The organism is Bacteroides sp. D22 (assembly GCF_000163675.1).
Classification (GTDB): domain Bacteria; phylum Bacteroidota; class Bacteroidia; order Bacteroidales; family Bacteroidaceae; genus Bacteroides; species Bacteroides xylanisolvens.
Map to the genome: position 1 here is coordinate 33,692 of NZ_GG774814.1, position 12,313 is coordinate 46,004.

10 protein-coding genes are annotated in these 12,313 nt (G+C 48.3%); 1 reads left to right on the forward strand and 9 read right to left on the reverse strand.

The features are described from left to right. Positions 1–33: 33 nt before the first annotated feature. On the reverse strand, positions 34–645 hold the full coding sequence (locus tag HMPREF0106_RS07350) for a DUF3575 domain-containing protein (protein WP_005823195.1): 612 nt from the start codon (positions 643–645) through the stop codon (positions 34–36). 493 nt (positions 646–1,138) lie between these two features. On the opposite strand from HMPREF0106_RS07350, the gene HMPREF0106_RS07345 reads away from it, so the two are divergent. Continuing rightward, the gene (locus HMPREF0106_RS07345; RefSeq protein ID WP_009040578.1) at positions 1,139–1,984 is read left to right on the forward strand and encodes an AraC family transcriptional regulator; all 846 of its coding nucleotides are present in this window, start codon (positions 1,139–1,141) and stop codon (positions 1,982–1,984) included. A gap of 578 nt (positions 1,985–2,562) precedes the next feature. Here the strand turns inward: HMPREF0106_RS07345 and HMPREF0106_RS07340 are convergent. From HMPREF0106_RS07340 to HMPREF0106_RS07310, 8 genes are all read right to left on the reverse strand, one after another. Continuing rightward, the gene (locus tag HMPREF0106_RS07340) at positions 2,563–3,777 is read right to left on the reverse strand and encodes a tyrosine-type recombinase/integrase (RefSeq protein ID WP_007485338.1); all 1,215 of its coding nucleotides are present in this window, start codon (positions 3,775–3,777) and stop codon (positions 2,563–2,565) included. A 372-nt stretch (positions 3,778–4,149) separates the two neighbouring features. Further along, positions 4,150–5,166: a hypothetical protein gene (locus HMPREF0106_RS07335; RefSeq protein WP_007485339.1), complete on the reverse strand. Its 1,017-nt coding sequence runs from the start codon at positions 5,164–5,166 to the stop codon at positions 4,150–4,152. A gap of 41 nt (positions 5,167–5,207) precedes the next feature. Further along, on the reverse strand, positions 5,208–7,544 hold the full coding sequence (locus HMPREF0106_RS07330; protein WP_009040579.1) for a TonB-dependent receptor: 2,337 nt from the start codon (positions 7,542–7,544) through the stop codon (positions 5,208–5,210). A 97-nt stretch (positions 7,545–7,641) separates the two neighbouring features. After that, a complete protein-coding gene (locus HMPREF0106_RS28305) occupies positions 7,642–7,974 on the reverse strand; it encodes a hypothetical protein (protein ID WP_009040580.1) in 333 nt (110 codons plus the stop codon). A 106-nt stretch (positions 7,975–8,080) separates the two neighbouring features. Continuing rightward, positions 8,081–8,602 carry an IbrB-like domain-containing protein gene (locus HMPREF0106_RS07325; protein WP_005798034.1) on the reverse strand — a complete coding sequence of 174 codons (522 nt, stop codon included), beginning with the start codon at positions 8,600–8,602 and terminating at the stop codon, positions 8,081–8,083. Between the two features lie 5 nt (positions 8,603–8,607). After that, positions 8,608–9,888, reverse strand: coding sequence for a DUF3440 domain-containing protein (locus HMPREF0106_RS07320; RefSeq protein WP_009040581.1), 1,281 nt, complete (start codon positions 9,886–9,888; stop codon positions 8,608–8,610). After that, the gene (locus HMPREF0106_RS07315) at positions 9,885–10,289 is read right to left on the reverse strand and encodes a hypothetical protein (RefSeq protein WP_005805232.1); all 405 of its coding nucleotides are present in this window, start codon (positions 10,287–10,289) and stop codon (positions 9,885–9,887) included. The genes HMPREF0106_RS07320 and HMPREF0106_RS07315 overlap by 4 nt, the downstream gene beginning before the upstream one ends. 412 nt (positions 10,290–10,701) lie before the next feature. After that, entirely contained in the window at positions 10,702–12,306 is a 1,605-nt protein-coding gene (locus HMPREF0106_RS07310) for a RagB/SusD family nutrient uptake outer membrane protein (protein WP_009040583.1), read from the reverse strand. Between the last annotated feature and the right edge of the window lie 7 nt (positions 12,307–12,313).

Consider the following 12,313-nt stretch of genomic DNA (forward strand, 5'->3'; position numbering starts at 1 on the left):
AGAATAAAAAATTGTGTCCCCGGATTCAGGGAGTTATTTCAACATGTAAATAATTGAAATGGCGGCCCTGGTGGGACCTATGTAGTCCGCATCCCCCTTGCCCAGCTTCTGCCCGCAGGTGGTACACTTGTACTTGTCATAACGGGCGTGCACGTAACCGATACCCAAGGAGGCCTCGATATTGAAACGGTTGGAAAGCACCCACTGGTAACCGGCGCTCAACCCGCCTCCCCAGAAATAACCCTCGTAACGGTGGTCCTTCATGTTTCCGTCCCCTTTCTGAAGCACGAAGGGGACATCGACACCTCCGATATTCATCTGGCCGCCATGGGCATGCAACCCGAAGAACCAGCCGTTGAAAACGTCACAGGTCCAATAACGGAGCTCCGGCTGGACAAGCCAGTGACTGAACTTCTTTGCCTTGTACCGGGAAGACGTGGCGTCCCGCGTGTAGAAAAAGAAATTCATACCCACCTGTGTGTCAAGGGTCCATTTACGCCCCATGGAGAACTCCAAGGAGAGGTTGGGAGTTTTCAAGGCATCGTAGGCCAGATTGTTCTTCAAGGCAACCTTTTGAGAGAAGGCACCAGCCGAACAAAGCAAAAACACCAGAAGAAAAAACGGTTTCATCATACTGTTATTCATTGTTTCGTTACTTTATTTTATAAGAGGACAAGCCAAAGTTATCCTTATGTAATAATCATTAATAAAAATGCAGCTTCCCGGAAAAAACTCCAGAATCTTTCTTGCACGTATAGAGTGGACGGCCGGAAACTCCTGCCCGCACCAGAAGGACCTGCAGGGACGCAACCCGCCCACGAGACTTAAAAGTCTTTCAGCCGATCCGGCGAAAGCCGAATAGAGGACACCGTCCCGAGTATGCAGGTAAATCGAATCCCTGTTGGACCATTCCATGTTGAATATCTCATGACTCATTCGCATAATGTAAACCTTTATTCGATGACTTTCTTATTTTCCACTCTCTCCCGTAGAGAGTGGAAAATTTTTCAAAATCCGCTCTGGAAAGCGGTTATAGATGCCAAAAAGAAATAAAAGATGAAACATGGACAGATTTTATCATATAACTAACTGAAAATAAGATTACTAATATTTTCATTAGGCAACAAAAACAGAAACAATGGAACTTTTTTATTTGAACGAGCACACGTCTTGTTATAATTACTCAAAATCTATGCAGGAGGGATTCCGGTATTATAAATTTGACGAAGGATTGAACCACGAGGAGGAATTGGTAAAAGATTGTATCCTGTTCGTACTCAAGGGAAGTCTGCAATTCTCCTGCAACGGTTTTCAGTTCACTGTTTCATCAGGAGAGATGGTCTTTTTTTGCCGTGACAGCCTGTTTAACACCCAATCACTGGAAAAATGTGAAGTCGTGGCTGCCCTGTTCGAGGGGGGAGTATGGCCCTGTCAAAGGGCCTCCTTTTCAGAGTTATACCACCTGAGGGAAATTGTCGAATATCGTATGGAACCTCTTGAAATCAGGGATCGGTTATGCAAATTTCTTGAACTACTGGTGTGTTATCTGGAAGATGGAGCGAACTGTATCCATTTTCACGAAATAAAACTCAAGGAACTTTTCTGGAACATTCGCTTTTACTATTCCAGACAGGAACTTGCGAATTTTTTCTATATGATTATAGGCCGTTCGCAAGACTTCAAAAATAAGGTCTTGAACAATTACAAAAGTTGCAGGACCGTAAAAGAACTCGCATCGGCCTGTGATATCTCCCTTTCCGCCTTCAAAAGACAGTTTTCCGCGGAGTTTGGAGAGGCTCCAGCCGAATGGATGCAGAAACAGTTGTTGGGAGAAATCAAATACAAACTTTCAGTTACAGACCTGCCGTTGGGAACCATTGCCAATGAACTGGAGTTTTCCTCTCTTGCACACTTCTCCAGATTTTGCAAAAGATGTCTGGGATGTTCTCCCAAAGAGTTAAGACAGCAGATAAAAGGCGGTTAAACAATCTCTGAATGGGGGAGATAAGAAATTGATAAATAATAGAGCCAAAACGGAAACAGCCAACAAAATTATTGTCTTTAAATTTGCAGCGTAATCCAAATAAAAAAAGGATTACGCTATTTTTTTACACATACTGTAAGTTTTTTTTGATTTTCCACTCTCTACGGGAGAGAGTGAAGAAACAGGAACAAATATACGTATATTGTGATAATATACTATAATTAAAGTGAAAAAAATATCTTAGATAATAGAATTTAACTAATGTAGAAAAATATTATTATTCCATTAAATCATCTGTTTACCCAACAGATGCCGGTCCAAAACGTAGATACCATAACATGTAAATCCCTCTCGTAGCCATCTTTCAATTGAAGACGGTATAAGATAAATTAGCTAAATAAGGTGTTCCTTTTTTTCCTGTATAATCCCGCCACGTGCACCAAGGCGGGATTTACAGAAACATCCGGGAATGGTAAAATTATCGGTGGTAAAAGCCTCTTTGGGAGTGGTTAACCGCCGTCCATCGTCCAGACGGGAACTGAAGAATTTGAGCTGATATCTTTCGCGGTCGGGCCCGGTCAATCATCCACCGCTAAAATGAAGTCAGCCACTTGATTATTAACCGCATCCAGTGCGGAATGATCCAGTTCTTTCAGATAGATTCGGGTCGTTTTTTCCGACGTATGCCCCAGACACTCACCAATAACATGAACCGAGGCACCGTTCACCTTGGCTATCGTGGCCCATGAATGGCGGGCCGCATGAAGTCTCAGCGGGAATTCCAAACCAATGACCCGGGAAATCTTTCCCAGGGAGTAACGAATCCTATGGTAGGCACTTCTATAACCAGCGTACGGATCCCGTTCTGCCGGAAACAACGGGAAGATGTATTCTCCCGGTACATTCTTGTATCTTTCCAGGATACGACTGATCTCCTTGTTTATACCTACCCGCATCAATTGATCGGTCTTGTGACGCCTGTAACAGATTTCACCCGGGAAAACATGCCTCTTTTTTAGCAATGCAATATCGACGAATGACATTCCACGCGTGTAAAAGCTGAACATGAAAATGTCCCGGGCAAGAGATAATGGGCTGTCCTTTTCCAGTTCAATTGCGGATAGTGTTTTAATCACAACCGGATCAAGGGAGCGTTTGAGAGTTTTTTCCGTTTTAATGCTTATATCGCGAAATGGGCAAGGAAGTTCCAGGCCCATCTCCCGACATCCCTTCCTGAAAAGAGCCTTGATATTATGCAGATAAAAACCAATGGTGTTATCGCATATACCCGAAGCGAGTAGTTTCCCCTGGTAGTCGGAAATGATCCGGGAAGAGAGTTTTATGAAAGGAAAATCCTTTTTTCCCAGGTACCTCTGCATGGAACGCAGGCTGGAGGCGTATGCCCGGGCTGTTCCCTCATGACCGCATTCACGAAGCTCTCGGATTTTCCGTGAAAAATAGAAATAAAAACCGGCTTCGCGGGTTAACACGCCGTAAGTCCTGAATACGTCCTCTATTTCGTATTCCCGGGATTTCTTCTCTATCATTGAAATACACTTTAACAGTACCCTTGAGATACTTTCGCACCTGTTGTTGATCCTCCGAATCGACTCCGGGGTGTTTTCCCCGCCGTCGATAACCCTCCCTTTTACGGGATCAAACAGGGTATCCGGGATGCTGAATCCTGTATAAACAACCTTTTTCCTTCGCTTGTGAAGAACCTGTACGACTAACGGGAATTTGCCGGACCGGTTGCTCCTTCCTTTTACCAATACTGTTTTAACTGTTGCCATAAGTTTTTTATTAGTTAGACATTTGACGCTTCCTTGTTTCCTGGAAAGGAAGCATAAACTTATATGCATCAAATCGGAAAAAGACCAAAAAAGTTCAGTAACCAAGCGGGAAAATTGCACGAAAGACGGGAAGTCGGTTCCAGACCCGTCGGTAAGGGAACGGTACGTCTTGTATGTATAGGATTTTTTTCAACTTGCCAAACATGAAAAATGGAACAGGGTGAGATGGTAAAGCATGTCCCAATACATCCCCAAGTAAACCACGGGGATTAAGCATAGCAGATGGGATTTTTCGCTGCACAAGACAAAAAAGGCGGCCCCACCTGCCGCCTGTAGATTGATAAAGAGAGAATTCCATCCTACGCAAGATTATCAAAGCCATATGGATCCAGCTTCCACATCCCCCGCCTGGTAGGTATAGGAGATGAACTCCTCAAGCGCCTCCTTCCATGTAAGACTGAAGGTTTTCATGATGGAGTGTAGCGTGCGGTTGCTGTCTTCATCCAGGCTATCCTCCCCGATCAGGTTCACATCTGCCTCCGGGTCCACATCAACAAACTCCTCGCGGCTCCAAAACACCACTACCGGGATGCTCAGGTTAATATCCCATGTTCCACGCTGGATCAATACCCCGGAGGGCTTGTAGAACGGGTCAAAGCCGTTTGTCTGCGGGTTCTTTTTAGAATTGTAGCCGTGATACAGGCGGAGTTTCAGGTCAAACTCCTTGCGGTCCTTCAGGAACCGGATAACTCCTTTTAATCCTACCGGGTTAGTGCCTCCCGTAATTTCCGCCTCGTTGTCATGTTTGGTCTTGTCCCAGGGCGTGGTATCCACATAGAGATAATCCACCAGTGCCTCCGGATCATTGTCGTCAGCTTCCGGTTTCCCGTCAAAGGTAGGTCTCACGTTCTCCGGGGTGAAGAAATGCTGGTGGATATTCTCCTGCCCGTTCTCCACGAACTGGCCGTTCATTAACTCTCCTTTGGAATTGTAGTAATAGATAAACATCAGGTAAACCGGGGCCGGGGTAAAGTTGTTTCCATTTTTATATTCGCCGTTTTTCTGAACGTAAAACTTGCCCTGGCTTCCTTCAGCAAGGGTCCATCCACTGCCGGTCTTCAGTTCATAAGTGATCTCCTGGACACGTTTCATATACCTGGCCGGGGATTCCGGATTTTGGTGGGGACCTCCGGCCTTCTGTATCTCGTTCCAGTCAGCGTGCAGGTGGCATTCAACGAGGCGGACGGTCATTTTTGCCGGGTCCTCATGCAGTTTGTTCTTCGTCTCGTCTTCTGGTATTACAGGATCCTTGCTGCAAGAGTTCAGCGACAGGACAAGGGACACTCCTATCAGAAGTGCCCACACGGTTTTACATGCAATTGTTCTCATTTTTCTTTTTATTTATTAGTGTTGATTATAGTTGTTATAAATTAAAAAATCCAGTTTACACCGCAACGCACATCACGTCCCATATCATGCGCATAGTAACGCGAGCGGTTGGTGTATTCCTTGTACTCACGATTCAGGAGGTTGTCTGCCGACAGCATGAACCGGACCTGGTGTCCCCGTTTCACGGGAAGTTCAAGAGCAGCGTCGAACCCGAGGAGATGGTACGCCGGGGGAGTATACGGGATAAGATCCGTGTCCGGATCAAACCGCCTCTGTTTTGCGGTGAAACGGTGCCTGATGTTCAGACGCAGCCTGAGATGCGATTTCGTCTCGTGTATCCACGCAAGTTCATGGCTGAAACGGAAGGAGGGAATATAAGGAAGATAATTACCCTTTGTCCGTTCGTTTGCCCGTATAAAGGAGACGACGGCATGGTAGTCCCATGAACCGCCCGGAGTGAAACGCAGGTCAAAGTCCATACCGCGGAAGAAAGCCGGGGTCTGCCTGTACTGGAAGACCGGGTATGCTCCCGAAATCACGGTGACTGTCTCTTTCTCCGGCCCGTCATAGATATAGCCGTCCACCCATTGCAGGTAACCGTCCAGACAGACGCTGAACATCCCGTCGCCGTAACGGAGGGAAGATATCCATTTGTAGCTTCTTTCCGAGTGCATCGCAGAGTCTCCCCTGACAAACATCCCAGACCCGAGCTCGTTCCCGTTGCTGTACAGTTCATACACGTGAGGGGCACGCCAAGCCAGACCGAAGTTGGAGGTGAGCCTCCAGCGTCTGGAAAGTTGATAGTGTCCTCCCAGGCTGTAGGACACGTTGTTAAACTTTCTTGTCCCGCCATAGGGGCCTCCCGTCCAGTCATAACCACTGGCACGGGTTTCCTGCATATCCAGGCGGAGGCCTGCTTCAACGCCTCCCCTGGCCAGGTGATATTTCCCGATTCCGTATATCCCTGCCTGTGTCTCCGTGTAGTTCGGGATAACGGGCACGAATCCGGTACCCGCGCGGCTGTGGTTCTCGATGAACATGACCTGACCTCCCGCCTCGACTTGCCAGGAGCGGTAATCCCGCTTCCAACGCAGAAGATGCTGGAATGAATTCAGGTGCAGGGAAACCGCCGGAATGTTAGAATCCAGCCGCCGGACACGGTTTTCCTGCCTATCGTCCTTCTGCCAGGTACTTTGCCAGTGAATACTTCCCCCCTTCTTCATGCCGAGCCGCATCCTGCCGAATGCGATCTGATGGGTGACCTCCTGGCAGGGAGCCCTGATACCACGGGAGAAGGGATCCGTGTGCAGGGGGCGACCAAGCCGGATACGTTCCGCCAGCAGGTCCTCGCTACCCATCTGGGCGCTGAGCATCACCCCTGTCCGGCTGTAGAAGCGGCTGTAGAAACCTTCCACTCTCAGACGTCCGCGGTCATAGCCCAGAGAGGCGGAAGCGTGATACTCTCTGGTTCCCGTGTTGTTCAGAAGATAGTGCGCAGTGGAACGGTCCCCGGAATTTGACCAGGTTCCCTGCAGACGCCAAGCGAAATCACCGGGAAAAGCACCTTCGAGCTGTCCGGTAGCCACGTAGCGACGCCCGTTACTTCCGTAAAGTGCGGAGATTCCCCCTTGAAGGGAGCGTTTTCTGAAAGGAAGCGGAGACTGCTCCATGACGATAATCCCTCCAAGGGCATCCGAACCGTATCTTACCGCATCGGAGCCCTTGATTACCGAAACAGAGGAGCTGCCGTTCATGTCCACTTCGGGAGCGTGGTCGGCTCCCCATTGCTGCCCAGTCTGGCGGGCACCATTATGGATGATCAGTATCCGGTTCCCGTACATTCCTTGGATAACGGGTTTGGATACAGTGGTTCCCGTGCTGATGGAACTTACCCCGCTGACACGTTCGAGCAGGGTGGCAAGCGAGGTTCCCAGCGCGTTCCTGATCTCGGGAGATGAAAGGCGCCGGCTCACCACGTTGGGTGACGCCCCGGCACGTTCACCGGTCACGACCACTTCCCCGAGTTTTTGTATGTCCGGGGAGAGACATACGGTATGTATGCTGCTTTCTTTGAATACCTCGTTCAAAGGCACACGCCGGGAACCGTAACCCAGGCACTGCACGAGGACCGTATCCATGAAACACGTTCCATGACCGAAAACAATCATTCCACGGGGGGAGCTGACAAGTAACCGTTCCCTGGTCAGGATATAGGCCCCTTCAATGGGAAGCCCGCTTTCCTGGTCAATGACCAGCAGAGTATCGCGTGTACCCGTCGATTGCCGGTCAGCCTGTACCCGTGCTTCCATGGGAGAAGGGAGGGTACATAGGCAGACAACAAGCAGGCACACATACTGGAGATATGCATGAAATGTCATACTTGAAAAAATATAAACGGGTTATAATCTGTTAAGACAGGACATGAAAAGCCCCTGCACGCAATCACAGTGATGGCATGCGAATCCCTCAAGGGAGTTATGACAAACACACAGGGGGTGCACGGAGGAAATGCGGGAAAAGAATGACGATGACATCTGTTTCCCCGGAGATAAGATACCTTACAGGCCTGCCAGTCGGAATATAATCGTATATAAAAATCCCTGCCTCGACAAACGGGGAGAGCGTAAAGAGACAGATGGTACAATTTTCAGGAGAATCGTGACGGGAGTGTCCCTGTTCGTTATGGGATACGCACGAATGTTCCCCGTGAACATGAAAAGCTTTCACGAGGAAAAAGGGCATCAATGTCAGCAACAACATACATGCTATGACAGCCCGCTGTCTCTGTCTTTTTTTCGTATGATCCATTAGTTTGCAAAATTAACGGTTTTAATCATCACTCGCAATACCTACAAATAATGATTTGCAAGCATAAACACCATGTATATTTGTTACGGATACCAGACAGACCGTTTTATTCCTCCAACCAGTCGTCTGAGAGCCCGAAACTCCTGTCACGAAACAATTCAGCCAGACCTGAGATTTGTTTGAAACGGAGTAACTCGTTCTTGTCCATGCCTATGTTGCGCATGATCCAGCTGTCGGACATACCCGATTTTGACAGTTCCGCCACAATACCTGTCATAAGTTCCAGCGAGTGCATTCCCCTGGCCCTGTTATGACGGATAGTCGAGGCCATCCTGTTCGAGATGTCTTTGTTTATGACCGTTACAGGCAGCAATCCGTTCTCGCGCTTGTAAATCCTGACGGATGTTTTCATAACCAGATAGCGGTGGTAACCGTCAACCAGCTCGTAGATATCCTCTTCTTCCCGGTAATAACACACGAGGGGCATCGTGTAACCGTCTTCCCAGATGGACAGTTCCAACAGTTTCATCTCCGGGGGAGCAACGACATTCGGGTTATAGCTGTTGGCCACGATTTTCTCGACCGGCACGGCCTTGACGTTATACGCCGGACTTTTAAAACTTGACATGACAATCACAATTTATATCTTTTCAAAACTCTCTCTTTCATCTCCCTCTCCCGCTTGGTCTGCGTGAAACCCATATACTTGCAGGTATGATCGTTTTTCAGGATGCAGACGCACATTCGTTTGTAAGTGGGTATTTCACGAAATTCAGGGATATCTATCTCGTCTATATACTCCATGCGGACGGGCCTCTTGTCAGTCCGGTATGCCGTGCATTCTTCCACCGTGAACGGTACACCGGCCGCACGCAGCTTCCCGATCGTTTCCTCTCCCAGGCAGCCTCCTTTTTCCCTCCAGAATTTCTGGCTCACCCTCAGTTTCTCCAGGTAGTTCTCCCTTGTCGCCCGGGGAAGCGTGTCAAGGAGGAAGTACATGTACTCTTTCCACGTGAACCCGTCCGGACAACTGATGGAGCGCCAGCCCATCGCAACCGTGTTCCCGTACATTCCGGCGAAACTGACGCCGTTGACCCGGCTGACCATGCGTCCCCAGGTATCCGGATCAATAACTTTATAAAGATGCAGGGTCGAAACGGCCTGTGAGATAAACGGGCTGGCCATCCTCTGGCGGGACAAGGGAATCCCGGCCTGGTAATACAAGTCATACAAACGGTTATAATCCCAACCATACCGGGCATACCCCGTCCACACGTCCGTTGTCTTCCAGTCGTATATCGGGTAGGCGTTATAAGTGTAATATCCTACACGGTGAGTCCACTTGTAGTTGGCCAGCTTACGGTAATTCTTGTCGGAATGAATCGCCCGCCACCGGTTGAAGCTCTCCTGCGTACGGATCCCCACGAGGCAGCAAACACGCTTGCATCCCTTCTTACGACGTATCCAAGAAGGGAAAAGAGACTGGAAGTCGTAATCCCACAGGCTGTCGTTCCAGAAATCAAAATCTTTCACGGTAAGAGCGGTGCCCGGCATCTGGCGAACCCAGATATTCTGGTACCCCTCTTGCCAGGGACGCCAGTACTGCTGGTACATGGAAGTACATGTGGGTACCTTGAAGGGGACACAACAGTGGAACACTTCAAGGATATCCCGGTTGTTGGAAAACATCCTTTCCACGTACTCCGTGCTCTGGCGGTACTGCACCTCGTAATCCATGTGGAACACACCCAGTTTTCTACCGGGAGCATGCATGCGGATATAATCCATGCACAAATGGAGAAGGATGCCGCTATCCTTGCCTCCGGAAAAAGAGACATACACGTAATCAAAATAGTCAAAGATGATCTTCAATCTCCGGTTGGCGGCCTCGTGGACATCCATCCGGCGCATCATGCCCCACCTCCTTCATGATAACGCATCTTGACATACTTCTTCCACTCGACACAGGGGATAAAATTCTTCATTGAAAAGTCTTCCACGTGGCGTTCGTGTACAACGGCCACAAGGGAACCATCAGAAGAAAAATCATGGATAATACGGTCCAATAACATCTCTATTACAGAGGAGTTATCCCCGCTAATATAGTAGTTATCTATGCAATTGTTTGTCAAGGTCATTTTCACGGGCATGAATCCCAACACCCTTTGCTCATCCATGGCAATGTACCAGACATGGTTACGCGTCGTTTTGAAAGGGTAATTATTATTTTGCCGCAATACGGCCGGGTTCATTACCAAAGGGGCGACAAGGTCAAAAAGCCGACCGTCCAATCCTTGTAACTTCAGAATGTTCATGATTCCAATCCGTTATTACTAAAAATCGAATGTGTACCTATTATGCGTTTGTCCATGATTTCCGACATTATCATGCCGCAAGCACGTTACAAATGACTATCCGCAAACATGGATATCAATGGGGACGGGAATGATACCTCCTGAGTTTCCAAAAGGGAGAAAAACATAAGAATGAACAATAATGCCACGGGAACGATCTCCACACCCCATTCCCCTATCAGCTCAAAAGTCACGTGCAGGTCACATACTCTTCTTTCCGAAAACATATGACCGGAAAGGCAGGAGCAGAGAACACGGAAAAAACAATTCAAAATTTAGTACATGATATTAAAAAATTATACATTGAAAATCAGAGGAGCTACCCGCCAATCAACTGGTGATTGGCGGGTGCCCTCTGGCTTAAAATAAAAAATCACTTTACCAGATTCGGGTTTTTCTGGGAATCCATATCAGGATATGGAAGATACATCAGATTGTCACTCCATGTCCTGTTCGTATATTCTACAGACTCCTTTACTAGGATCCCGTCGGCGACTTCAACAGCCGTGTTCTCCGCTCTTTCCTTAAAGGTGTCTTTCAGTCTGTTCATACGGAACTGGTCCGCACGGCGTGTGACAAGGGCCACCCAGTAGCCTGCCACCTCCCAACCATGCTCCTTATAAGCCGCTTCGGCAAGGTCATCTGCAGAAAGTCCGGTGAGCGGTTCCAGTCCGGCACGCTCGCGGACATCATTCAGACACTTGAATGCCAACTCGTCCGTCTGCCCCGTCCTGGCCTTGGCCTCCGCATACCACAACAAAACCTCCGAATAACGAATGATTCTATGCCGATGGTCATTACACATGTTCTGACTGGCCGGTTTTGTATAATCATACGGGGCACTGGTATTCACTTTTGACGCAGGATCCCAGTTGACGGAGAATATACTGAACATGGGGTGATGTTCCGGAACGACAGGGGTACCGTCCTCCTTCAACTCCCACCAGTCAACCAACGTTCCGTCTTTCAGACGAATCTTGGGATCATAAGTCGCATCTTTTCTCGGACCGTCAGGAAACTCCTTCCAGAAACGAATTTCACCCCAGGCGTCTCCCCAACCGCCCAGCGATTCAAACTGGTTACATGAAGTAAGCTCCGAATCCTGTGCCCAATCCACGAACGGTGAATAGTTTATGCCGAGCACCGTCTCATTATTATAGTTATTGCTCATAGCATACACATCTTTGTACTCCTTATCGAGCTTATACTCGTATTCACCTCTGTTCACACCCTCAATGACCTCCTTCGCCTTTTCAGCAGCCTTTGCGTAATATTTCGTTTTGTTCATCGGCCAGCCGGCCATAGCCATATACACTGCTGCCAAAGTAGATTTGGCTGCCTGCCGGGTTACATACACATTCACTCCGTTCAGAAAGCGGGGGCTCCCACTGTAACCCGTAGGCAATACGGCCTCAGCTTCGGTCAGGTCCTGCACAATATGACCATACACTTCTTCCACTGGGGATAGAGGTTTGGTATAATCATCGTTGACATTGTCCAGATTCATCGGCAGCGGTCCCCAAAGTCGCACCAGAGTAAAATAAGCGTATGCCCTCCAGAATTTAGCCTGCCCGAGGGCGATATTTATCTCATCTTGAGTGGTAGGTGTTTTAGAGGCCCCCTGTATGATCAAATTGGCAGCCTTTACAATGGCATAATGCATGTTCCACGCATCTTTGACACCCTTGTTGTTGTTTGCTGCGGCAAACTTGTCCATTTCTGCGGCAGGCTGTTTGTTGCTCCCCGGATTGGTCGTTATATCATCCCCCTGCCACTGGGGCAGCTGCATGTTCGTATATACCTGTGAAAGATTGACTTTCTGGTAAAGGGCATATATGCTCATGTTCAATTCATCCTGGGTAGAGAAGAAGTTTTCCGGAGTGAGTTTTCCCCTGGGATCTTCCGTTAAGAAATCACTGCACGACATCAGTGAAAATGACAGGGCAACCATAGTGCCTGCTATTATTTTTATTTTCATAAGTTCT